We start from the raw sequence: 23,286 nt of genomic DNA on the forward strand, positions 1-23,286 counted from the left end.
GACTCAATTTTTTGCCCTGGTTTGAATGATAAGTCCGGCAACAATAAAAAACAATCCGACCAAGGTGGATATCATGATTTTTTCGCCAAGGATAAAGTAGATAAATATCAGAGAGAGAAATGGTGAAACAAAGATGAGATTAGCTATTCTGGCTGTATTTTCAGTTAATTTCATTGCTGTCAACCAGAGTAGAAATGCCACTCCCATCTCAAATACACCTATATAAACCGCCCCTGCCAATCCTCTCATGTCAGGTATGCTCATTCCTTGAGTAACCAATAAATACAACGCTATCATCGGCACTGCGCAAATGAAATTCATAAGCAGCCCAACGACAGGGTCACGTGAATCTCTGGTGTTACCGATCCAATAGAGGGCCCAGAAAATTGTCGAAAGCAACGCCAGGAAGATGCCAAATGGACTTTCCATGGAAAACGAGAACAGATTGCCATTAGTCGAGATTACCAATACCCCAAAATAGCTGATGGTGATTGCCAACAACTGCCCTCTGGAAAGCTTATGCCCCAGAAGCGGCACAGAGAGTATGGAAAGCGTGATAGCCCAGGTATAATTCAAAGGCTGGGCTTGTTGAGCCGGCAGCAGATCATACGCTTTGAATAACACAAGATAGTAAAGTAATGGGTTGAGCATCCCCAGTTTGGCTGACAGAAACCAATCCGACCACTTCATAGTCGCAAGCAAGGGCAACTTTTTCTGTATGATAAGTACCATTAGCAATACCAGGCATGAAACAATAGAACTGAAGAATACCAGCTCTGCCGGCTTGATATAGTTGAGCGATAGTTTACAGGCAGTGGCGATAGTGGACCATAATCCCACTGTTGCCAATGCATAACAATACGCCCTGCCTTGTCTGGTCATATTTTTCTTTCCTGGTTAAAAAACTCAGAGTCATTCTGTTTCCTGATTGTACTCACGCCCATTCCCCTCTGGTATTCCGTAATTCCCCATGAATGTTTGAATTTTTCATGCACCCGTAACTCAATTTTCGTGAGAAATTACTGCCGGAACAACAAACCTGCCACAAGGGGTAAATACGTCGCTCCTTGCGGCAGGTTTTATAGACCAGCTGAACCGATAGTATACTACTGTTTTGAAAACAATAAAGAAAACTCTATGGCCCCCATATTTACATTTCCAGGGACACTTCCTGTATTTTTCGCTTAGGCGAGAAGCCCCGCAGAGCTTTATGAGATTACAATTTTACCAGCCTTGAGTACCTGTCCCGGATCAGCGAGTGTCAACGCATCCCTGCCGTTGTATTTAACCTGCAGAACCATCACTCCAGGCTCATCAGGAATACGTACGCCTGTCTCAGTGGCCATGGCTTATGCCATCTCAACCCAGTGCTGTATACCATACGACAGTGAACCTGACGCGGCGCTTACTCATGCTCACGTAAATTGAAGAAATCGAGCAACTCGCCAACCCTGTTCCAGCAGTCACGCTCATCAAGACGGCAGTGAGGGGTATGACAGATGCCTTGGAACATGCCCTGGTCTTCTTTGAAAATGAAGGCCAACCACTCTATTTTGGCCACACTCATCTCACTGAAAAGAGGAATTGTCAGGGATGCAGGGCTGAGCGGCAAGCACCTCCATTTCCCATTTCCCAGGAGGTGTGCAGATTACACTATAAAAACAAAAGGAATCAGTCCATATAGGGGTACCTGTATTGTACCGGCGGTACAAAGGTCTCTTTTACAGTTCTGGGTGAAACCCATCGAAGAAGGTTGGTCATTGCCCCGGCCTTGTCATTGGTACCTGATGCCCTGCCTCCACCAAATGGCTGCTGACCAACCACAGCGCCTGTGGGCTTGTCGTTGATGTAAAAATTGCCGGCTGCATTCTCAAGTTTCTCAAGAGCAAAACTTGTCGCTAACCTGTCTCTTGAGAAAATTGCCCCGGTTAGGCCGTACATTGTAGAAGAATCGCAAATCTCAAGTGTTTTTTCAAATTCCTCATCCTGGTAGACAAAGACAGTTAAAACCGGGCCAAAGATCTCCTCCACCATTGTCTTGTATTGAGGGTCGCTTGCAATAATCACAGTAGGTTCAATAAAATAACCGACACTGTCGTCACAGCCACCGCCAATAAGAATCTCTCCACCAGTGCTTTCTCTGGCATAAGCAATATAGTCCCTGATGGTTTCAAAAGCATTTCTATCAATTACTGCGCTGAGAAAATTGCTTAAATCTGTAGTCGGTCCCATCTTGATCGATTCGATCTCCGTGAGTAACAGAGGTTTGACTTCACTCCACAAACTTGCAGGAATGTAGGCCCTACTCGCTGCGGAGCACTTTTGGCCCTGATATTCAAACGCACCTCGTACCATAGCGGTAACAAGTTCTGAGGCATCGGCAGAGGAGTGTGCAAAGATGAAATCCTTACCACCAGTCTCACCAACAATGCGAGGGTATGATTTGTAGTTGGCAATATTATTGCCGATGGTTTTCCACATTTTCTGAAATACTGCCGTTGAACCTGTGAAATGAACACCTGCCAGATTCGGGTCGTTGAGACAAATCTCCCCAACAGCTGAACCGCTGCCAGGCACGAAATTTATGACCCCCGGCGGCATTCCAGCCTCTTCCAGAATTTTCATGAACAGATACGGTGTATATACCAGTGAAGAGGCAGGTTTCCAGACAACGGTGTTCCCCATAATCGCTGGCGCTGTCGGCAGATTCGCGGCTATTGCTGTAAAGTTGAATGGGGTTACGGCAAAAACAAATCCTTCAAGAGGTCTGTGCTGGACAAAATTCCAGACACCTGGCGAGGAATCGGGCTGAGTTGCATAGATTTTTTCAGCAAAATAGACGTTGAACCGGAGAAAATCTATGAGCTCGCAGGCTGCATCTATTTCTGCCTGAAAAACTGTTTTTCCTGCGGAAAGCATAGAACCGGCATTTATTTCATACCGATACTTGGAAGCAAGCAGATCTGCCGCTTTGAGGAATATCGCACATCGTTCTTCCCAGCGCAGTCTACGCCAGTCTTTATGTGCCTTTACGGCAGCGTCGATGGCGGCTTGCACCTCATCTGACCCTGCTTTGTGATAGGTAGCCATGACCTTTTTGTGATCATGGGGCATAACCACCTGACCGGTCTGGCCAGTTCTGTATTCCTGTCCGTTAATGATCACAGGAATATCGATTGTCTCCTTGCCCATCCGCTCAAGAGCTTTTTTCAGGAGGGTTCTTTCATTTGTACCTGGAGCGTAATTATAAATTGGTTCGTTTACAGGCGTGGGGGTTCGTATTATGGCGTTATTCAACAGATTCATCATTACACCCCTTTCTTTTCAGTATTTTAGTGCCCTGCTCCACCTCTTTGTCTTTTGAATATAATCATTTGCACGGCCTGACCATGGGCCAGGCCGTGATTTTATCTAATTCCTGCTATTATCCTTTCTTAAACAGCGCCTTGATAATTACGCCGGCCATTGCCGGGTTCTCTTTCAGGCGTCTGGTACAGTATCCAAACCACTGCTTGCCGAACGGTACATAAACTCTCATTTTATGCCCCCCATCGACAATTGACTTACGCAGTGCAGGGGTAACGCCGTAGAGCATTTGGAATTCATACATGTCTTTTGGAACATTGTACTTTTTAATAAGCTCAAGAGAACCTTCAACAAGGGGCTTATCATGGGTTGCAATCGCAGGATACATTTTGTTCTGCATCATGTACTCAACATCCTCAAGGAAGTGCTTGTTGATGTTCTCATACTGCTTATACGCAATTTCTGCAGGCTCGTTATAAATTCCTTTGCAAATTCGGAAATTGAGCGGGATTTCCTCGCTGTTGAGATCCTTAAGGCTCGCGATGTCATCATGGGTCCGCTTAAGATACGACTGAAAAACAAGACCTACATTTTTGGGGAACTCGGCTTTAATCCTGCGAAGCAATGCTATAGACATGTCGGTACAAGGAGAATCTTCCATGTCAATGCGAACGAAGTTGTCATATTCTGCTGCTTTGGCGACAACTTCACGGATATGCTGATATGCAACTTCCTGGTCAATAAGCAGACCAAAGAAAGTAGGTTTAAGTGAGTAGTTGCCGTCAACGCCAGCGGCCTCGGCTTTTTCGATCACTTCAAGATATTCCTGCTTGTTCGCCTCAGCCTCTTCAAGGGTAGTAATAAACTCACCTAGAACGTCTATGGTTGTCAATATCCCCATATCATTGAGTTTCTTGGCATTTACTATCGCCTCTTCAATTGTCTCACCAGCAATGTATTCCTTAGAGAACAACCACACCAACTTTTTGGGCATAAACGGCAAAATTTGAGAAATAAGCTTGTTGATCATAACTTTCTACCAGTTGAATTGAATTGACAGAACGGCAAACAGCCGCGACCTGGGGCAGCCCGGCAACATCTCTGGTTACCGGAACAATGCATACGTGACATTCACCGGATAACTGCCGGTGGGGGACAGAGTTACTTAGCAAAACAGTGTGACAATATTAAACACAGCATCTTTTTTCAATAGCACACTTCATTTGTATACAATCTCTGCGTGCAGAATAAGTACGCTATAGGTTTGTATAATGTCAATATATTTTTCACTATTGCTCAGACATAGTCTTCTTTCTATCACCAAATCTAACAATCACCAGCTTCCCCATAGCCAGAGTCAAGGCATATCCCAAGCATGAGTCCGGGTCGACCGCACTGTATCGAGACCGTATTTTCAGGCAGATAGGGTTTTGATGGAGCAGCACTCACTCTTCATTATAGAGCATCATTTCGCGATACCAAACACCAGCGTAATGCTTCTTCTCTGGCAATTTTGAGCCATGGATACCTTTTGGAGCTTCAAAGTGAGCTAATTCAGCCCATGTGAATTACCTCATTTTCTAATCGTTTATGACTGGTCGATCCACACAGTTTCACGTTATCTGTTCGGAAAACAAGAAAGGGTTACTTCTTAAGAAGCAACCCTTTCATGAACATCAACCGAGCTACCTGAAAACGTATACTACAGGTTCAATTCAAGCCCCTCACCGGTTTCCAGGGCGCTTTTCAAAAGGAGGTCAGCGGCTACCAGATCTTGAACCGCTACCCCTACAGATTTGAAAAATGTTATCTCCTGCTCACTTTGTCGAGCTGGAAGTGTTCCATTTGCGAGTTGACCGAGTTCGGCATGAATGTGGCTCTCAGCGATAAGTCCCGACATAATTGGTTGAACAATGTCGCCAGCCTCGGCAAGACACGCGGCTCTTTGATCCACGACCACCGTTGCCCTGGCAACGGTGGCAGGGGGGATTTCGATCATATCAGTTTTATACGCACCAACTGCATTGATATGGGTTCCAGGCCTGATATGCTTATCATCAAAAAGAGGCGTTGAAGACGGCGTAGCGGTGCAAACAATGTCAGAGGCTTCAAGATATTCCATCGAATCCGCAACCAGCACACTGATGTTAAGCGTTTCTGCCATTTTCCTGGCAAAGTCCTCAGACTTTTTTTGATTCCTGCCAAACACATATGCTTGCTCTATCGACCTAACAGCGCATACAGCCTCAAGCTGAGCTTCTCCCTGGGCCCCGGGGCCGAATATAGAAACCACTTTAGCATCTTTTCGTGCAAGATAACTGGTCGCCAATCCAGAACCGGCACCGGTTCTCAAAGCGGTTAAAGCTTCTCCATCCATAATTGCCAGTGGCTCACCATTGCTTGAATCAAATAGCATCATCATGGCATGAACAATAGGTAAGCCTTTAGTGCTGTTTTCTTTGTGATTCGTGACTGTTTTAAGGCCAACTCTATGCAAACCCGGCATGTAGGATGGCATAAATAGCGCATTGCCGTTATCAGCCTCAAGTTCCAGCCTTGAGCGAACCGGCACAACCGCCTGATCACTGCTGAGTGCACTGAAGGCGATCTTCATTGCCTCAATACACTTTTCCATGCTCAGGATTTGCCTGATATCTTTGCCCGAAAAATAGCGTATGGTATTACCTTGCATGATTAAACCTAGTTAAATTTTTTTAAATTGAAGGGTGACTAAACTACTTTTTCAGAAAATATGCATTCATGGACCACTTCTATATCAATCCAATTCCTTTGTTGCTCCATTGCCGACAGGTAACTGTTAAATCAGAGCTAAACTCTATGGCAGCTTAGAACTTATGCCGGATAAGATAAGGGAAAACTTGTTTTGTACGAAAGCAAATAATCTCCTCCCTGGTTTTAGCAGAGAGAAGATTATTTACAAATGAGGACTGTCTGGTGCGGAAATATTTTGATCAGAGGATCTGATGCAACACCTTAAAACGGGTCAGGCCATCCTCTTTTCTCTGCAGTGCGTGACAAAATTGCAAACAACATAGCAACCAGATACGCCCAGGGTGCTCCGGTGGTTATTGCTGCCAGGAAAAAGGCAAAGCACAGTATTGCAAAGAGATTCCTATAAAAATTCATACGTAATACTACCACGGTACGCCCATGATGAAATGGGGCAGGAACAGAGAGATTTTAGGGAAAAATACCGTTACGAAAAGTACCGGGACCCAACACAATACAATAAACCATAAGCATGGTCTCATCATCTCGTCGATTGGTGCACCACCTAATCGTCCAGAGAGATAAAGAACTGGTGCCGCAGGTGGAGTAATGCAACCGAGACCGGTATTAACACCGACAATCGCAGCATAGTGAATGGGGTTAAAGCCCAACTCAATAATGATTGGCATCAGAATAGGAGTTGTAAGTACAACAACACTGATGTCATCCATCAACATGCCCATGATTACCAGAAAGATATTAATCATGAACATAATCATCAGCGGATCACTTGAAACAGCATAAAACACCCCAAGCAATACACCCGGCAAATCTTCAAGGATATACAACCGGCTCAGCATGGCAACAGAATAGAGCATTACCATAATAACGCCTGTGGTCACTGCGGTTTCTACGATAATCTTATAGGTACCTTTCAGTGTAAGCCCTTTATAGACAAACATGCCGACTGGGATTGCGTAGAGAACTGCCATCGCCGACGCCTCGGTGGTCGTCATAATACCGCCGTAAATACCGCCGAGCACGATAAACGGCAGCATGAGTGCCGGCAATGCCTGCTTTCCTCTGGTTTGGAAAAGTCGAACTTTGTCTGCGGTAGTTCTGTCTGTTTTAGCTGCAGCCAATACTTCAGTATTTTTTCGCAGCAACCAGCGATTCGCTGAACAGATCAGAATGATAGTAATAAATCCAGGAATTACTGTTGCCAGGAAACAGGCCAGAACTGATTGGCCACTGATCCAGGCAAAGATAATAAGGGTAGCGTTCGGCGGTATGAGTAAACCCAGGAGGGAGGCGTTGGCCAACAGAGCGGCAACAAGACCTCTCGGGTATCCTTCTGCCTCAAAACGCGGAATCATGATGGAGCCGACACAGGAAAGGGTCGCACATGCAGCGCCACAGATTGAGCCAACAATTGCACAGGAGATTGTAGCTACTATTCCCAGTCCACCCTTTAGGTGACCTACAAAAACATCGACAAAATCAATAAGTTTCTCACCAATCTTGCCTCGTTCCATAATGCCGCCTGCGGCGATAAAAAGAGCGATAGCAAGGAGTGAAACGGAATTCATCTGAGCATAACCGTAGGGTAGCAGCTGCGAGGCGGCATACCCTTCTCCACCTGGACCGCCGAAGAAAATCAACCAGGCCGCAGAGGCCATAAAGCTTACTGGCACAGGTACACCAATAATCAGACAAAATACGAGGATTATCAGGGCTATAAAAATCATTTATCTTGCCCTCCTGAAAAGTGCACGGGCGCTTTGAATAAGATCTCTCATGAAGTAGTAAGCCATAAAAGCAAGCCCCAGGAAGACGGAAAGATAGCCAACCCAGAAAGGTATCCTCCATACGGTGGTTTTAGGAATAGCAATTCCAGTTCCGAGCGGACCAGCGTAACCAAACATGAAGAATTCCCAGCCGTACCAGACAAAAAGGAGGCAAACGCTGACAGTTATCAAGTTCCTCAGGAATATCAATGAGTTTTTAAGTGTTCCGTATGACAGGTACGCATTTACAAGATCTGCTGAAACGTGAGTGCGATTATAGGCGCCGATGGCTGCACCGAGAAAATAGAGCCAGAAAGCCAGAATTTTAACCCATTCCTCATATCCGTACAGGTCACCTTGCACGACATAGCGGAAAAAGGTCGCGGCACAAATAATCAAGGTCAGAGCTGCAGTGGCCGCGAAGCAAATAGCGGAGAATGAACCAATAGCTATCCGGTCAAAAAGATTTCTTGGGGCATTAAAAAGATTTATGCAATCAGAAGTGTTAGTGCATTGAGTTTCTATTTTGTTATCTGACACAAACTAGCTCCCTCTCAAGCATCATGAGGCCCAGAGAGCGTACTCTGCCTCTGGGCCTCATTTTATTGGTAAAAACAAATGCAGATGAACTATCGGATTACTTAGGAGCGAGCTCGGTTCTGAATTCGTCCATGAGTTCCTTGGTCATGTTTTTCTCAAGCTTTGGCCAAGTCTCAGCAACAGCCTTCATCATTGGAGCGAGCTCTTCCTTGCTGTAAGTAACAACCTCAATGCCTTTCTCTTTCATGAGGTTCATGTAATGCTCATCAACGCTCTTAGCGTTTTCAATACTACTGATGGTAGCACGGGAGAGGATATCCTGAATTACTGCCTGATCTGCAGCACTGATCTTCGCCCAGGTCTGGCCGCTGATCATGAAATTGAGGATCTCCATGGAATAGTTGGTTGCATACCAGTGCTTGATTACATCGCCAAGAGCGGTGTAAGCAGCTGCGGTCGGATAACCATTAACGCCATCAACAACGCCAGTCTGGATCGCCTGGTAAACGTCAGAATACGGCACGGTTACAGTTCTGTAACCCATTGCCTCTGCAGCCAGTTTGTAAACATCCATGTTAGGCACACGAACGAGAACGCCCTGATCAGCAGCAGGATTCAAAGGATCTTTTGCAGGCTTGGTGGTACCGGTACCAATCATACCCTCAACGAAGAAGCCGAGAAGCTTGACGCCAAGTCTCTCGTTGAACTCATTCATTTTACCGAAGAGCCATCCGTCCTGCGCGAGAACGTTCTTCACGTCATCGTAGTCACCAACAAAACCGTTGATGTAAATCAGTTCCATGCGTGGATCGAACTGGCTAGGAACAGAGATACATGACATATCGATGGTGCCACGAATCTGCTCTTCATATACCAGGCTGTAATCACCAAGCTGGTTAGCAGGGTATACTTTTACCTCGATGCGGCCGTCGGTCTTCTCCGCAATCTCTTTCGCAACATCTTCCATCATCTTACTGGCTGGATGATCAGAAGCATTCTGTCCGGCAAACTTGAGTACCATCTCCGGCTTAGCGAAAGCTGAACCACCAAATGCAAGCAGTGTACTTGCCAGGGCGATACAAACAACAGACTTGAATTTAGAACTCATTCACTTCTCTCCTTTGTTTTGCTCTATAAAAACGGATTATGTCTAATACATAACCCACACCTACCCACTATAACATTGATACAGTGCAGAAATCTCAGTTTAAACATCGCACATATTGCCACGAACAAGCAATTGCTTCAATCATCATCTCCCCACCCTAATAAAGGAAACTGGTGTCGGTGCCTGTATTTCCCCGGAGCATTCAGATTCAAACATCTCGATGCGTTGTCAGTGCTCATTACAGCCTCCATCGCAAGACGTATTTCTACACCCGACAATGGAAAAAATCGCCTAAGATTTCAAAAAGTGTACCAATTAATCGATTCCCCCTGACATTCTAACATTTTGAGGTAGTCAGGATACATCATGTCGACACGTGCACTTTAAACTTGCTGAATCGCTACAGTCAAGATTTTTCATTGTTTTATTAAGAAGTTGGGTAGTCGACAATTGTTGTATACCATTTTAACTACTTGATAATTCAGCAATGTTTCACCCAAAAAAAAAATGCAAAAATTCATCATGCTGGGTAACCATTTTCTAAATATTGGTATTTTTATCGACTCACCCCCCTGTAAATTGCTCCTGTTAAATCCGACAACAACCTTCTGTGGATCTGTCGGATCACAGAAGAACAACATCTTACCAGTTCGACTCAAGACTTCTGAACTGAATTCAACTTGAAGTCAGTCACTAATTTTGCCGTAATCACTTGCTATTAGAATCGTCCCCTCAACCCCCAACATTATTGTTGCCAACATCCCTGCCTGTACTCCCCGCCGTTTTGTGTTGACACCGTGTCGACATGCTGTACATTGATCCGCTTTTGCAGCTATAAGTCGTTAAATCAACCTATGAACCAGACAGATTTCAAAACACTTTGTGCGCTTGAGTGAACAGAAAGAACAGAAATGTGATGACAGAATCAGCTCCCCAAAATGGAAATCAGCCAGAAAAACGTGTTCGAGGAGAAAGAGGTCTTCAAATTTATCAGAACCTCAGGAGAGAGATACTCACTCTAGCTCTAAGGCCCGGCAAACCACTGGACGAGACGAAACTTGCATCCAAATACAACACCTCCAGATCACCTGTTCGAGAGGCCTTGATCAGGCTTTCAGGAGAAGGTTTGGTTTTGACCCTCCCAAATCGTTCAACTCTGGTTGCACCATTTGATCTGCTCCTTATCCCCAAATACCTCGATGCCCTGAGTCTGCTTCAACGCACCACGCACTATCTGGCTGCGATTCAGAGAAATACGGGACAACTGGAAGAGATAAAAAAGGCGCAATCGCATTTTCTCGAAACTTTAGGCCAAAACGATACCTCTACCATTGAAGCCAACATGGAGTTTCATCTTTCCATCAGTGTGGCGTCCTGCAATCCATATTTCACCACTGCCTATAAGCGCCTATTAAACGAAGGAATGCGGATGCACCACATGCACTTGGAATATATAGGGTGGGAATTGGAGGAGAAGGAAATTTCTGAACATCAGGAACTTATCGACGCAATTGAAGGCAAAGACGCTCTTCGGGCTGAAAAACTTGCACAAAGCCATGCCGAAAAGTTTGATCACCGTTTTATTCGCTTTCTTTCCCAAAAGCTTTCTGAGCATATTCAGATAAATACCCATTAATCCGCTGTTACATGCTCGTTTAGCGTTGGTTTCTTCAGATAGTAAGATCGCCTTACTGGGGCACTGGTTGTGCTCTTGCCCTTCTTTCCATAAGGATTCAACCCTGTGGAACTTAGCCAACGCGGTGGTTGTTGAATAATATTCTATTACCTGATTACTATAGATAGATTACTGATTAATTTTCCTGATCATCAATTGCAATGAGGAGTATCCAGAGAATGCATATCCCAAGCATACTGAACGATGTCATAGGACCTGTTATGCGTGGCCCTTCGAGTTCACACAGTGCTGCGGCAGTGCGCATTGGCCAAATTGGCAAAGAGCTGATGGGCGGAGAACTCGACAAAGTGACTGTTCGTTTTGACCTGTCCGGCTCTCTACCAACTACTTACATTTCACAAGGTTCTGACATGGGGCTCTGTGGCGGTTTATTAGGTTTTACAGCCGATGATGCTCGCCTTGTCAATTATAAAGAAGAGTTACAAAAATCAGGATTGACCATCACATATATCAACGACAACTTCGGCGATCCGCATCCCAACACTTACAACCTCAGCCTTCGAAATGGGAAGGAACAGCACCACATGGTGGCGATATCTCTAGGTGGAGGGATGATTGAATTAATAGCTATCGACGACGTGCCGATATCCTTTTACGGCGATAGCCACGCTATCGTTATCTGGACCGATTCAGCTGATTCAGAATTGCTGGAATTGTTAAACGACGCCAATATAGAGCACATTACCGGCAATAACAGTGATGAGACTATCTGCTTTGCCCGACAGGAAACACCTTTTGACGGTGTATTCCTCGAAAAACTTTCCAGTTTGAGCAGTGTCTCAAAGGTCAGGCCACTTTCTCCGGTTCTGCCTATTCTCACCTCCACGAAAACGTCTGTACCTTTTGCCAACGCTCTTGAACTTTCAGGTTATGCGGATAAACATGGAATAACCGATCTTGCCGACCTGGCACTTCATTATGAATCGCAACGCGGCAACGTCAGTCAGGAAGACGTTCTTGCCCAAATGACTGATATTGTCGAAATACTCGAAAAATCAATTCAAAGCGGTTTGCAGGGTACCGATTATGAAGACAGAATACTTGGCTACCAATCAGGCATGTATCTCAAATGTGAAGCTGCAGGCACCTTGCTGGATCTCGGAGTGCTCAACCGGGTCATACCGTATGTTACAGCTTTAATGGAAGTTAAAAGTTCACTCGGAGTTATAGTCGCTGCACCCACTGCCGGCTCCTGCGGTGGGCTGCCAGGAACAGTTATAGCTGCTGCAGACTCTATGAATCTGGACAGACATGCAAAAGTCAGGGCACTCCTTGCTGCTGGTGCCATAGGAGTACTTGTTGCAACCAAGAGCACATTCTCTGCCGAAATTTGTGGCTGCCAGGCTGAGTGCGGCGTCTCCTCCGGCATGATCGCTGCAGCAATGGTGTCAATGATGGGGGGGAACTACAACACCTCCCTCGCCGCTGCCTCCATTGCCCTGCAAAACAGTTTTGGCATGGTCTGCGATCCTGTTGCCAACCGTGTGGAAGTTCCATGCCTTGGCAAAAATATACTTGCGGCCAGCAATGGGCTTTCTGCAGCCAACATAGCCCTGGCAGGATTTGACCATGTCGTTGATTTTGATGATGTCGTACAAACAATGGATGCTGTTGGCCGGGCAATCCCTCATGAATTGCGCTGTACAGGATTAGGAGGGCTGTCGCTCACCCCAGTATCCCAAAAACTCGATCAGAGGTTAAACTGATAACATCAGTGAGAAATGTACCTTCCTGCTAATGGATTAGGTCTTTTTCAAAAAAAAAGAGGCCATCCTTTCAAGGATGGCCTCTTTACCCCAGGTGACCGTTAAGTCAAAATGCGCATGCGGAACCTACCGCACCCGCAAATAGAGTTTACCGCTCAAGCGGTTCACTCTTGTACTTCTGCTTTTGCTACATAAATAATCCGTTCCTCCTCATTTTTCTTAACCACACCGGTTAGATTAACCTTTTTTCCTACTATCTCGTCCAGACTGAGACCTCTGATGCGAAATGCACCTTCTGCGGTCTCCAGGAATAGTGAATCACCAATTTTGCCAACCACACCAGTCAAAGTTTTCTGAATTCGCTGAAGACTGGATTCAAAGACCACCACAGAGTTTTCAGTCATACTCCGCACCGACTGAGCATGTAGTGGCGCGGCAGTCAGGATGACTGCAGTGCAGAGAAACAATGCCTTTACTACTGCTTGTATTTGAATATTTTCCACTATCTCCGCTCCGACTTTTTGCTGGCTATTTCACTATAATTCCCGGTTATCTTTATGCCCTTTTGCAAATTACATTCACAGGCTTTGCAATCTCATAACCTTGTAGCAAATTGCATGCCATCATCTCATGTTTAGAAATTTCAATAGTTTGGCCAACGGACACCATTCACTGACTGCAGATAACGTGCAAATCTCACCCCCTGGTGTGCAATTTCAAGTATCTGTGGCAGGACCTTATTCAATGAATTATTCAATTGAAGACTGCATAACTGTAAAACAACTTCAGTGATGTTGTTTTACAGATGCTCTTTGCTCGCTTTCAACTCCCGTACCTGTTAAATTCCTCATCTACTATCGCCAAAACACCTGCATATTGCGTATCAAGATATCAGCACTGTTTTATTTCTGTCATATGAGGTCCACTTGAAAACCGTATTGCCAAGAATCCCTATCACAGCCAGGCTTGCCATTCTATTGCTGATTTTCGTACTGATTTTCTACGGCACCATTGTCCATGTTTTTCTACATATCCGACATATGGCAACCCTCTCGGAGGAAATAGTACGCATCAACAATGTGGTATCCATCCAGTCTAAAATTCTGATTGAGGACTTGCTTGAAATGGATTCCAACGCCAAAAAGTTCAACCTGCTAAGTCGCGAAATGTACAGGGAATACTTTGAATCCGCCCGTACCACATTCGACAGCAGCCTGCTCACCATCAGTCAACTTTCTTCGCTTGGCTACAAAGCCCCAGCTCCTTTTGTCGACTTTCTCGAGGAGTATGCGGAGCACGTCAATGTCATGGGTTTTGCCAGCCTTGAACATCCTGAGACTATCGCCTGGATAGATGAAGACACCCTGAATGGCTGGTTATCACTCTTAGTGCAGCTCCGTGATCTGAATCAGGATCATATTTCAGAGTCAATGACCGTAATTCACGATCGTACTCTCCAGGCCACAAGAAACGGAATGATATGTTTTGGAATAGCTGTTATTACAGCTTTTTTTGCTGTAATATTTCTTTCTAAATCAATTCTTATCCCTCTGGGACAGCTGACTGAAGGATTGAAAACACTTTCAAAGGGAGATTTCTCAAAGCGGCTTAAGGTTACCTCGAAAGATGAATTTCAAGATCTCGCTACTGCCTACAATGAAATGAGTCTCGAACTCCACGAACAGGAAAGTCTTCGCTCCGATTTTATTGCTACACTCAGCCATGAAATTCGCACACCTCTCTCCACTATACAAGAGTCTGTGAGTATGATGCATGATGAGATACTTGGGAAAATCAATGAAAAGCAGAGGAAGTTTCTGGCTATTGCGGAATCTGAACTTATTCGAATTACAGAACTTCTACACCATCTTATGGATGTCTCCAGGCTTGATGCCCTTCATGGCCAAGGCAACAAGGAGGAGATAGACCTCATGCCTCTCGTTGCAAAATGTGCCGCCAGCGTTACCTCTGCCGCCGACAAGAATGGAATCACCATTGATCATGATTTTACCAGCAAGTCAGATATCATTTTGGCAAATCGAAAAGAGCTGCAACAAGTTTTTATTAATATTATTAGCAATGCTGTTAAATTTTCCCCTCAGGGTGGTCATATTCGCATTGCTATTCTCAAAAAGTCAAAATCAGGGTATGTTCACGTGGGCGTATCAGATGAAGGCCCCGGTATCGCAGAAGAAGAAATCCCATTGATATTCAACAGATACTATCGAAGTAAGATTGTTCGCAAGCACATGGACGGTATGGGTCTTGGTCTCTACATATCTAAAAAGATTATCGATGCGCTCGGGGGGACAATTGTCGTAACCAACAATTCCGGCAATGGCTGCACTTTCTCAGTTACCCTGCCAGTGCAATAATTGAACAACTGAGCCTTAATCATACTGTCAGCATGGTATTGTCAGAAATTAGAGCCACATATACAAAACTTATCAATTTTCACGAGCGGACTATGAGATTATATACTTATATTTTTTTCGTCATATTGCTGCCTCTCATCCTCTCAGGTTGCGGCTCCGTGCCCTTAATGCATCACCTGAACCCTGATTCTCATCAGATCAAATTAGGTGAGAAGGCCTTTGCAGCAGGAAAGTACCAGGAAGCGGAAAAAATATTTTCCGAGGTCTATGACGGTAATAGCACCAAAGAGGCAAAGAACACCGCGCTCTACTATCTCGCCAGTACCCGGATCATTACTGCTCAAAACACCAGTCAATTCATGTCGGCGGTAGGGCTTCTCGAAGAATGGAAAACCAGTTATCCCAAACTCATGTACGGTGAAGACCCAGATGTTTTGAAAAAAGCCCTGGAAGTTGGCTCCAAAAATATGGCCGGCCAGCAACAGTCACTGCGGCGGATTGTCGCAAATCAGAAAATGCAGATCGGTGAGTTACAGGAAGACGTTAAAACCCTGCAGCATCAGATTTCACAGCTTGAAGCCATCGACCAGCAAATCCAGGAAAAGAGAAAACCACTATGAGCAGTACCAAATACACCCTGCTACTTGTCGATGACGACACCAATATCCTCGAAGTACTCGATGCACGATTCAGTGCTGCGGGTTTTCGTACCCATAAGGCCACAAATGGCCAGACAGCCCTGGCATTACTGACCAGCGAACAGATCGATCTCGTTATATCCGACGTAAAAATGCCGAGCATGAGCGGTATAGAACTATATGCAGAGATGCAGCAAAAGTCCCCGGGATTACCGGTGATTTTTCTCACTGCCTTCGGAAATATCCCTGAAGCAGTGACCGCTGTTCAATCCGGCGCCCTGGATTATCTTACCAAACCTTTTGACGGCAAAACTCTGGTTCAAAAAGTAAAAGATTTCTTCGCAGCAGGAAAAACTGTCCCATCACAAACCGGTACTAATGATGTGGAGGAAGGCAGTGCTGGCTTTATCTGGGGTTCCAGTAAGCCTATGGTCGCAATCAAAGAAATGGTTTCCCGCGTAGCGTCCAGCGATGTCAATACACTGATATTAGGTGAGAGCGGTGTTGGCAAGGAGTGCATAGCAAAGGCTATTCATGACGCCAGCCCCAGAAGAAACGGCCCACTCATTGTCGTGGACTGTGGCTCAACCCCACCTGGCATTCTTGAAAGTGAACTCTTTGGCCATACCAAAGGTGCCTTCACTAACGCTATACAGGACAAAACCGGCCTCATTGAAGCGGCTGAGGGTGGCACCCTTTTTCTTGATGAGATCGGCAATATCTCTTCTGAAATGCAGCATAGACTACTCAGATTTCTCGAAGACAGGAAAATTCGCAGGGTTGGCGCGATTGACGAAAAGCAGATTGACTGCAGAGTTCTGGCTGCAACAAATGCGGATTTAACTGCTGATATCGAAGAGGGCAAATTCAGGCAGGATCTCTATTACAGATTAAGGGTAGTAACACTCAATCTGCCCCCCCTGCGAGAACGTCGACAGGATATTCCCAGGCTTGCCAAAATGTTCGTTCAACGCCACTGCAACACTTATAACATACCTGTAGTCCATATCCCTGATTCAACCATGGACTGGCTTGAGCAACTCGATTGGCCGGGCAATGTGCGCGAACTGAAAAACGCGCTTGAAGCCGGTGTAGTGCTCTGTCGAAACAATACTCTTCTGCCTGAAGATTTCCAGCTCGAGCAACCGACGTCAAAATCGCGCAAAGAGGATTCGGCACCTGATCAGGGCAGTGAATTCTCACTGGAAAACAGTGAGCGGGAAGCTATAATCAGGGCCCTGCGTCAAACCAACGGGGTACAAAAAAGTGCAGCAGAACTTTTGGATATCAGCAGGAGATCTATCCATTACAAGCTTAAAAAATACGACATCCAGCCCTCAGATTATAAATAGCAGAGGGCTGGGTACGCTGATGCAAAAGGGCTCAACAGGTTATTGTTGATCTTCCTGCTTATTTTCCAGCTGCTTTTTCACCCAGCCAGCCCTTATGTAATATTGCTGTCCCGCTGTTAACCAGCTGGCACAGACATCCTCATGCCCCATGATCGGATAATCAGGCGACAATGTTTTATCAATACGACAAATCCCCTCTACAGTATCTTGGGGACGAAAATGACGACAAGTGAGGCAACGTTTCACCAAATGCTTCATACTCTCTTACTATCCTAATATTGAAAAATTATCGTATCACCCGGCCAGACAGAGTGTCGAAAATGGCAGACAGGCACCTGGTGCCTCATAGTTTTCAACCCCGTACATCTCAATAAGTGGGCAGTTAAAACCATATTTCCGCAAATTACTTGAGATCATGTCCAGGGAATCCTCTGCGATCCGTAAATCTCTGTCATCGTGGCGGTTATAAACCACACCGGACAATGACATGCTCCTGTTATGCAAAGCCTCCAGAGAAGCAAGTGTATGATTGAGAGAGCCAAGCCGTGAACTGCTTACCAGAATCACAGGTACCTTTTCTTCGAAAAAATAATCAATCAAGGTGACCTCTTCTGTCAGCGGAACAAATAAGCCTCCAGCTCCCTCAAGCAAAACAAACTTATAATGCATAGATAGCTCCCTCGCGTCACGAGTTATCTTCTTCGGGTCAATGCTCTTTTTGGCAAGCCGTGCAGCAAGATGCGGTGAACATGGAACAGGAAATAGGTAGGAGCATGTCTTCCCGTCAAGGTCCACTTGCTGCCTGGGAATACCCATTATGTTTCGATGTGCCACGATATCCTCACTCACATCGTCACAGCCTGTTTGTACAGCCTTGTGGGTTATAACTGATCTCCCGGCCTCCAATAAACCTCTGCCAATCAGACCAGTTGCTATTGTCTTGCCTATATCAGTGTCTATACCTGTGATTGCTATAATTTTGCCTGGTTCTTTTGTCATGAAAGCTTTCTCGCGATTACCGTGATGGCTGCGTAATCCACCGGTACTCCATTATCAGCGCCAAAACGGGAACAGTACTCGGTTTCAAATGCCCTGAGTTTAGAAGGAGTCCAGCGAAAACCACAGACTCCTCCAACCCCGGTATTCTTTATATGGCGCAGTACTTCCCGCGGTGAATCCAGATATATACGGTGATGAGACGTGTCAATGAGTTCTATAGTGAACAGTCGACTGACAATAGCATGGATGCTATTCTCATCCGGGTAGTTCAACCCGACCCCGGTGAGTTGCTGTACCTGGCTCATTGTACCGGGACCAAACATGCAGAAGGCAAAAAAACCACCTTCTGCCAACGTCGCTTCAAGCCTGGTAAAACAGGCAGCCAGATCTTTCAACCACTGATATGTTGATGAAGAAATTACCAGGTCAAGAGATTGTGGGAGCGGCACTGACTCGATATCACCGGGCAAGGCTATGGCTTCTTCCACCTGTACGCATATTCTCTCGGCGGTCATAGAGCAACACTCTTCAACCAGGTCATTCACCCAGATTTTTCTGATATCGAAGGAATCGCAAAGCATAGCGGTAGTGGAACCGGTACAACAACCGACTTCCAGAACACGATTCTGTCTGAGATCACTGCAAGAGGTGAGTTGATCAACCAGGTTCTGTCCCACGACCTGCTGAACAGAGGCATTTTTTTCATAGCTTGGAATACTTCGTTTGAAATAGCTGCAGATTCGCTCTGCATTTCCAACCCCAGCTCCTGTTTCTACATCAGCACGCATAGAAATCCATCACGACCTTACCGTTCTCATTTATTTGGTAATTCAAGTAATTCAGACCAGCTTTGTTTCTGGTAAAAGGGAAAATGGCCACCATCGAGCAGCTGCACATCACTTCCCCAGAAATTCAGTTGGTTTTCGGTAATCATTATTTTATCTTTTTTAGACACCCACGCTTCATCAAAAAAACTCTCTTCTGCCAAACTACAGCTGACGCTATCCAGATACCAATCCAACTCCTGTCGTTGATCTTCAACAGAACGCGCAGGCTCATTTGCGGTGAATCGGTCTGTCAGCTGTTTTTCACCACACATGCGGCGGTAAAACTTTTTTCTGGCCGGGTCTGACCAGTTCAAGGCAGTAGCAGAGAATATTTTTCGGGAAATTCCATAACTATCGTGGATTGGGCAGAGCGTGCCATTGACAGCGATTTTTCTCTGAAAAATAGTAGAATAGCCGTTAAACAAAGTATGTGCGGCCCAGACCCCCATAGACCAGGCGAGCAACACACGCTCCCGGTAATGCTCTACCGGGCCCATCTCCAATAAAATGTCCCTTCTGTCCTGGCCGGAAACTTTTGTGAAATCTGAAAGAACGAGTACATCAATACCTTCTGCGAGCAAAGGAGCAAAAGGCCGCTCATCCATACCCCAACCATTCCAGAAGACCAGCAGTCGATCCGCCCCCTGCCTGGCCAGCCAGTTCCATTTCATCTTTCGGCACCAGCCCGGTGCAAGGGGCCAACGGCTTTCGCTATCCTGGCTGCCAATGGGGCAAGATCAGTCCATTGCATATCTGCAGTCAACGAAAGCCTGAAACGCGCCGTTCCTTCGGGAACAGTTGGAGGCCGGACCGGAAATATCAGATAGCCGTCCTCCTGCAAGCTATTCGCTGCGGAAACGGTGGCTTTGTTCTCACCTATTACTACCGGTACGATATTGGTGCTCCCGGCTGTGCGCAGCCCGTACTCCAGCAGGCTTTCCCGGAGTTGGACACTCAACTCAATCAAATGCTTACGCTCATTGCCCATTTGCTGAATCAGTCTGAATACGTAAAGGTTCCAGCTGGCGATAACCGGTGGCAGTGCCGTTGTGAAAATTAACGACCTGCTGGTATTTACAAGATAATCGTGGATTTCAGCATTCGAGAGTACAAAAGCACCCATGGAGGCACAGGCTTTACCAAAAGGCCCGACAAGCAGATCAATTTTATCAAGAACGCCAAATTCCTGAGCTTTCCCCAGCCCTGTCTGCCCCCAGACTCCCACTGCATGAGCCTCATCCAGATAGAGCAGACAATCATACTTTTCCTTAATTCGTACCAGCTCTGAGAGATCTGCAACATCTCCATCCATGCTGAATACGGACTCTGTAATAATGACAACCCGCTGATAGGTGTCACGATGCTGCTGAATCAACTTCTCAAGGTGAGCGTAGTCACAGTGCCTGTATCGCTTGTAAGTGGCCCTGCACAGGCGAATACCATCATGGATGGAGGCATGATTGAGCTTATCGGTGAGGATAAGGTCATGTTTACCCAATAGAGCGGGAAGAATGCCGATATTAGCATGGTAACCGGAGTTGAAGAAGAGCGCTGCCTCGAAACCGTAAGCCTCTGCAAGCTCCTTTTCCAGTAGATGCATTTGCTCACAGTCACCGCTTAAAAGCCTCGATGAGGTAGAACCCAGACGGAAACTTTCAAGGGAATTTTCCCGGTTAAGGCCACTGTAAAAGAATTCGACATGCTCTCTGTTGCCCGCAATTCCCAGATAGTCGTTGGAAGAGAGGTTCAACAAAGCGCGATCAGCTGTTACATTCAACCGGCAACCGTCTCTGCCGGAAAGAGGTTTAAGCTGCCTGAACCTGCCTGACGCTCTCAACCCATCAAGTATGTCTGAATAGCCGAGATCCATCTATTCATTCCCCAGTGCAACAACATCACAAATCGTTTCAGTCAGTTCAGCCAGGTCGGTATCAGAAATTATATATGGCGGCATCACATAGACCAGTTTTCCAAAAGGACGAACCCATACACCTCTGTCGGTAAATTCTACCTGAATTCTGGCCATATCCACCGGCTCTTTCAGTTCAACCACGCCAATTGCACCAAGAACCCTGACATCCTCTACCTGAGAGTAATCCGCACATGGAGCCAATCCACGTGTCAGGCCAGTGGCTATTCGCTCAATATTTTTCCGCCAGTCTGAATTCAGCAGCAGCTGCAGAGAAGTAACTGCAACACTGCAGGCAAGTGGATTGCCCATAAAGGTTGGCCCGTGCATAAAAACACCAGGCGCAGCTTCGGATATGGTCACCCCGATACGTTCCGTGGCCAGTACCGCCGCCAACGTCATATAACCGCCGGTCAATGCTTTGCCAAGACACATGATATCCGGGCTGATTCCTGCATGATCACAACCAAAAAGCTCTCCGGTTCGACCAAACCCCGTGGCGATTTCGTCGGCGATCAGCAGTACATCATACTTGTCGCAAAGGGTACGCACAGCTCGCAGATATTCGGGGTGATAAAAGTACATGCCCCCAGCACCCTGTACGATAGGCTCAAGAATTACCGCACCAAGTTGATCACAGTTATCGGCTATCAGTTCTGCAAAGGGTTGTATATCTTCAGGATGCCAATCCTGCCCGAATCTGCAGGCAGGCCGCTCGGCAAACAAATATTCAGGCAGCACACCTGAATAGATATTATGCATTCCGGTTACCGGGTCACAGACGGACATGGCATGGAAGGTATCACCATGATACCCTCCCCTGATCGTGAGAAATCTGTTTTTATTTTTCCTGCCCCGGGCATACTGATATTGCATGGCCATTTTCATGGCCACCTCAACAGCGACAGAGCCGGAATCGCATAAGAACACCTTCTCAAGCCCAGCCGGAGAATGCTCTACGAGCAATCGGCAGAGATCTACCGCAGGTTTATGGGTAAGCCCACCAAACATCACATGGGAAAACTTTGCAGCCTGCTCCTGAATCGTTCTGGTCAGCTCAGGGTGGGCGTAACCATGAATCACGCACCACCACGAGGCCATGCCGTCAATCAGTTCTCTGCCGTCAGCCAGGTGGAGGCGGACGCCGAACGCCGACTCAACCGCATACACCGGAAGAGGATCTGTTATGGAAGTATAAGGATGCCAGAGATGTTTTCGATCGAACTCAAGGAGTTGCTGCAAATCTTTCACAATCTCCTCTCCTGTTCCCTGTTTTCGGGCAACTCAACGTTAAAGCCAAGCGAGGTGAACATTGCGATATCTTCGGCAAGACTGTTGCCTGCCGTGGTGAGGTAATTGCCTACTATTGCACCATTGGCCCCTGCCAGAAAACTCTCTCTCTGGCTATTCCCCATAAGCACTCTGCCACCGGCAAGCCTGATGACCGCCTTGGGATTTATGAATCGAAACATGGCAAGACAGGTCAATATTTCAGGGATTTCCAGCGGCGCGACATCAGCCAGTGGAGTATTGGGGATCGGGTTCAGAATATTAATTGGTATTGAAAGGATTCCAAGCTCACGCAGCTCAAATGCCAATTCCAATCGCTGCTCAAAAGTCTCACCCATGCCAATGATGCCACCTGAGCAAACTTCCATCCCAGCCTGCTGCGCAATTGTTATGGTCTCAACCTTTTCATCATAGGTGTGGGTGCTACAGACCTCTGGAAAATAGCTGCGGCATGCCTCAAGATTGCAATGATATCTGCTGACCCCAAAAGATATGAGTTTTTCAGCTTTTGCCTGGGTAAGAAAACCCATTGATGCGCAGAGGGAGTGGTTGGTAGCCTCGGCAATTCGACTGAACAAATTACCAAAACCAGCCAATTGCCCGTCAGTCAGGCTCCTGCCTGCAGTTACAAGAGAAAACCGCTTTACACCATATTCCTCGTTCTCTCTCGCCATTGACAGCGCAAGTTCGTCGCTGACAGAATCATAGGATTCAATAGCGACATCATGCCATGAAGACTGTGCACAGAATTTACAGTTTTCACTACACTTACCTGACTTGGCATTGACGATGGAGCAGAGATCGATGTTGTCTTTGTGAAACTCTCTACGTAACCGGTCAGCGGCTTCGAATAAATGCTCAGGCTGTGTATCCCGGGCCAACGCCACCGCCTGCTCGAAATTAATAGAACCTCCACCCCGAACAAGATGCATACACTGCTTTAGCATAAGACGTACCTGACTGACAGCAATTCAAAATCGGATATCTGTAAGGGATTGTGCTATTCAATTGCAAACACAATCC

Annotated in this window: 22 protein-coding genes; 5 read left to right on the forward strand and 17 right to left on the reverse strand. The window is 46.2% G+C overall.

The features are described 5' to 3' along the window. Positions 1–3: 3 nt before the first annotated feature. The 9 genes from FCL45_RS15250 to dctP all read right to left on the reverse strand — a co-directional run bounded on the left by FCL45_RS15250 (position 4) and on the right by dctP (position 9,471). Positions 4–882 (reverse strand): DMT family transporter, encoded by an 879-nt coding sequence (locus FCL45_RS15250; protein WP_136796671.1) that lies wholly within the window; start codon positions 880–882, stop codon positions 4–6. Between the two features lie 326 nt (positions 883–1,208). Then, positions 1,209–1,346 (reverse strand): hypothetical protein, encoded by a 138-nt coding sequence (locus FCL45_RS15255; RefSeq protein WP_153305542.1) that lies wholly within the window; start codon positions 1,344–1,346, stop codon positions 1,209–1,211. Positions 1,347–1,405: 59 nt separating this feature from the next. Next, positions 1,406–1,612 (reverse strand): hypothetical protein, encoded by a 207-nt coding sequence (locus tag FCL45_RS15260; protein ID WP_136796670.1) that lies wholly within the window; start codon positions 1,610–1,612, stop codon positions 1,406–1,408. A gap of 59 nt (positions 1,613–1,671) precedes the next feature. Next, a complete protein-coding gene (pruA, locus tag FCL45_RS15265) occupies positions 1,672–3,306 on the reverse strand; it encodes an L-glutamate gamma-semialdehyde dehydrogenase (RefSeq protein ID WP_136796758.1) in 1,635 nt (544 codons plus the stop codon). A 118-nt stretch (positions 3,307–3,424) separates the two neighbouring features. After that, positions 3,425–4,336 (reverse strand): proline dehydrogenase family protein, encoded by a 912-nt coding sequence (locus FCL45_RS15270; RefSeq protein WP_136796669.1) that lies wholly within the window; start codon positions 4,334–4,336, stop codon positions 3,425–3,427. Between the two features lie 672 nt (positions 4,337–5,008). Beyond that, positions 5,009–5,998, reverse strand: coding sequence for an ornithine cyclodeaminase family protein (locus tag FCL45_RS15275; RefSeq protein ID WP_136796668.1), 990 nt, complete (start codon positions 5,996–5,998; stop codon positions 5,009–5,011). Positions 5,999–6,461: 463 nt separating this feature from the next. Continuing rightward, a complete protein-coding gene (locus FCL45_RS15280; protein ID WP_136796667.1) occupies positions 6,462–7,784 on the reverse strand; it encodes a TRAP transporter large permease in 1,323 nt (440 codons plus the stop codon). Next, positions 7,785–8,363 (reverse strand): TRAP transporter small permease, encoded by a 579-nt coding sequence (locus tag FCL45_RS15285; protein WP_136796666.1) that lies wholly within the window; start codon positions 8,361–8,363, stop codon positions 7,785–7,787. It lies immediately after the preceding gene. 97 nt (positions 8,364–8,460) lie between these two features. Next, the gene (gene dctP, locus FCL45_RS15290; protein ID WP_136796665.1) at positions 8,461–9,471 is read right to left on the reverse strand and encodes a TRAP transporter substrate-binding protein DctP; all 1,011 of its coding nucleotides are present in this window, start codon (positions 9,469–9,471) and stop codon (positions 8,461–8,463) included. Positions 9,472–10,387: 916 nt separating this feature from the next. Here dctP and FCL45_RS15295 point away from each other — a divergent pair. Together FCL45_RS15295 and FCL45_RS15300 are read left to right on the forward strand one after the other, a co-directional pair. Beyond that, the gene (locus tag FCL45_RS15295) at positions 10,388–11,107 is read left to right on the forward strand and encodes a GntR family transcriptional regulator (protein WP_136796664.1); all 720 of its coding nucleotides are present in this window, start codon (positions 10,388–10,390) and stop codon (positions 11,105–11,107) included. A 218-nt stretch (positions 11,108–11,325) separates the two neighbouring features. Continuing rightward, the gene (locus FCL45_RS15300; protein WP_136796663.1) at positions 11,326–12,873 is read left to right on the forward strand and encodes an L-serine ammonia-lyase, iron-sulfur-dependent, subunit alpha; all 1,548 of its coding nucleotides are present in this window, start codon (positions 11,326–11,328) and stop codon (positions 12,871–12,873) included. A gap of 164 nt (positions 12,874–13,037) precedes the next feature. On the opposite strand, the gene FCL45_RS15305 is transcribed toward FCL45_RS15300, so the two are convergent. Further along, entirely contained in the window at positions 13,038–13,376 is a 339-nt protein-coding gene (locus FCL45_RS15305; protein ID WP_136796662.1) for a hypothetical protein, read from the reverse strand. Positions 13,377–13,799: 423 nt separating this feature from the next. On the opposite strand from FCL45_RS15305, the gene FCL45_RS15310 reads away from it, so the two are divergent. The 3 genes from FCL45_RS15310 to FCL45_RS15320 all read left to right on the forward strand — a co-directional run bounded on the left by FCL45_RS15310 (position 13,800) and on the right by FCL45_RS15320 (position 17,238). Next, positions 13,800–15,248: a sensor histidine kinase gene (locus tag FCL45_RS15310; RefSeq protein WP_136796661.1), complete on the forward strand. Its 1,449-nt coding sequence runs from the start codon at positions 13,800–13,802 to the stop codon at positions 15,246–15,248. A gap of 92 nt (positions 15,249–15,340) precedes the next feature. After that, positions 15,341–15,868: an outer membrane protein assembly factor BamD gene (locus FCL45_RS15315; protein ID WP_136796660.1), complete on the forward strand. Its 528-nt coding sequence runs from the start codon at positions 15,341–15,343 to the stop codon at positions 15,866–15,868. Further along, positions 15,865–17,238: a sigma-54-dependent transcriptional regulator gene (locus FCL45_RS15320; protein WP_136796659.1), complete on the forward strand. Its 1,374-nt coding sequence runs from the start codon at positions 15,865–15,867 to the stop codon at positions 17,236–17,238. The genes FCL45_RS15315 and FCL45_RS15320 overlap by 4 nt, the downstream gene beginning before the upstream one ends. A 39-nt stretch (positions 17,239–17,277) precedes the next feature. Here the strand turns inward: FCL45_RS15320 and FCL45_RS15325 are convergent, their stop codons facing one another. Genes FCL45_RS15325 through bioB form a run of 7 tightly spaced genes read right to left on the reverse strand, consistent with a single transcriptional unit; the run spans position 17,278 to position 23,210 of the window. Further along, complete coding sequence (locus tag FCL45_RS15325; RefSeq protein WP_136796658.1) at positions 17,278–17,496, reverse strand: hypothetical protein; 219 nt, start codon at positions 17,494–17,496, stop codon at positions 17,278–17,280. A 36-nt stretch (positions 17,497–17,532) separates the two neighbouring features. After that, on the reverse strand, positions 17,533–18,237 hold the full coding sequence (gene bioD, locus FCL45_RS15330) for a dethiobiotin synthase (RefSeq protein WP_136796657.1): 705 nt from the start codon (positions 18,235–18,237) through the stop codon (positions 17,533–17,535). Continuing rightward, positions 18,234–19,025 (reverse strand): methyltransferase domain-containing protein, encoded by a 792-nt coding sequence (locus FCL45_RS15335; RefSeq protein WP_136796656.1) that lies wholly within the window; start codon positions 19,023–19,025, stop codon positions 18,234–18,236. Before FCL45_RS15335 ends, bioD begins: the two co-directional genes overlap by 4 nt. Positions 19,026–19,051: 26 nt before the next feature. Beyond that, entirely contained in the window at positions 19,052–19,735 is a 684-nt protein-coding gene (locus tag FCL45_RS15340) for a DUF452 family protein (protein ID WP_136796655.1), read from the reverse strand. Then, positions 19,732–20,934 carry an aminotransferase class I/II-fold pyridoxal phosphate-dependent enzyme gene (locus FCL45_RS15345; RefSeq protein ID WP_136796654.1) on the reverse strand — a complete coding sequence of 401 codons (1,203 nt, stop codon included), beginning with the start codon at positions 20,932–20,934 and terminating at the stop codon, positions 19,732–19,734. The genes FCL45_RS15340 and FCL45_RS15345 overlap by 4 nt, the downstream gene beginning before the upstream one ends. Continuing rightward, on the reverse strand, positions 20,935–22,224 hold the full coding sequence (gene bioA / locus FCL45_RS15350; RefSeq protein ID WP_136796653.1) for an adenosylmethionine--8-amino-7-oxononanoate transaminase: 1,290 nt from the start codon (positions 22,222–22,224) through the stop codon (positions 20,935–20,937). Continuing rightward, entirely contained in the window at positions 22,221–23,210 is a 990-nt protein-coding gene (gene bioB / locus FCL45_RS15355) for a biotin synthase BioB (protein WP_136796652.1), read from the reverse strand. The genes bioA and bioB overlap by 4 nt, the downstream gene beginning before the upstream one ends. Between the last annotated feature and the right edge of the window lie 76 nt (positions 23,211–23,286).

It is taken from the genome of Desulfosediminicola ganghwensis (assembly GCF_005116675.2).
GTDB classification, from domain to species: Bacteria; Desulfobacterota; Desulfobulbia; order Desulfobulbales; family Desulfocapsaceae; genus Desulfopila; species Desulfopila ganghwensis.

Excerpts from the sequence above, each read along its gene's own strand:
- dctP (WP_136796665.1), bottom strand. The coding sequence starts at position 9,471 with ATGAGTTCTAAATTCAAGTCTGTTGTTTGTATCGCCCTGGCAAGTACA.
- bioB (WP_136796652.1), bottom strand. The coding sequence starts at position 23,210 with ATGCTAAAGCAGTGTATGCATCTTGTTCGGGGTGGAGGTTCTATTAAT.
- FCL45_RS15250 (WP_136796671.1), bottom strand. The coding sequence starts at position 882 with ATGACCAGACAAGGCAGGGCGTATTGTTATGCATTGGCAACAGTGGGA.
- FCL45_RS15315 (WP_136796660.1), top strand. The coding sequence starts at position 15,341 with ATGAGATTATATACTTATATTTTTTTCGTCATATTGCTGCCTCTCATC.
- bioD (WP_136796657.1), bottom strand. The coding sequence starts at position 18,237 with ATGACAAAAGAACCAGGCAAAATTATAGCAATCACAGGTATAGACACT.
- FCL45_RS15345 (WP_136796654.1), bottom strand. The coding sequence starts at position 20,934 with ATGGATCTCGGCTATTCAGACATACTTGATGGGTTGAGAGCGTCAGGC.
- FCL45_RS15300 (WP_136796663.1), top strand. The coding sequence starts at position 11,326 with ATGCATATCCCAAGCATACTGAACGATGTCATAGGACCTGTTATGCGT.
- FCL45_RS15335 (WP_136796656.1), bottom strand. The coding sequence starts at position 19,025 with ATGCGTGCTGATGTAGAAACAGGAGCTGGGGTTGGAAATGCAGAGCGA.
- FCL45_RS15275 (WP_136796668.1), bottom strand. The coding sequence starts at position 5,998 with ATGCAAGGTAATACCATACGCTATTTTTCGGGCAAAGATATCAGGCAA.
- FCL45_RS15325 (WP_136796658.1), bottom strand. The coding sequence starts at position 17,496 with ATGAAGCATTTGGTGAAACGTTGCCTCACTTGTCGTCATTTTCGTCCC.
- FCL45_RS15320 (WP_136796659.1), top strand. The coding sequence starts at position 15,865 with ATGAGCAGTACCAAATACACCCTGCTACTTGTCGATGACGACACCAAT.
- pruA (WP_136796758.1), bottom strand. The coding sequence starts at position 3,306 with ATGAATCTGTTGAATAACGCCATAATACGAACCCCCACGCCTGTAAAC.
- FCL45_RS15270 (WP_136796669.1), bottom strand. The coding sequence starts at position 4,336 with ATGATCAACAAGCTTATTTCTCAAATTTTGCCGTTTATGCCCAAAAAG.
- FCL45_RS15280 (WP_136796667.1), bottom strand. The coding sequence starts at position 7,784 with ATGATTTTTATAGCCCTGATAATCCTCGTATTTTGTCTGATTATTGGT.
- FCL45_RS15255 (WP_153305542.1), bottom strand. The coding sequence starts at position 1,346 with ATGGCCACTGAGACAGGCGTACGTATTCCTGATGAGCCTGGAGTGATG.
- FCL45_RS15295 (WP_136796664.1), top strand. The coding sequence starts at position 10,388 with ATGACAGAATCAGCTCCCCAAAATGGAAATCAGCCAGAAAAACGTGTT.
- FCL45_RS15340 (WP_136796655.1), bottom strand. The coding sequence starts at position 19,735 with ATGAAATGGAACTGGCTGGCCAGGCAGGGGGCGGATCGACTGCTGGTC.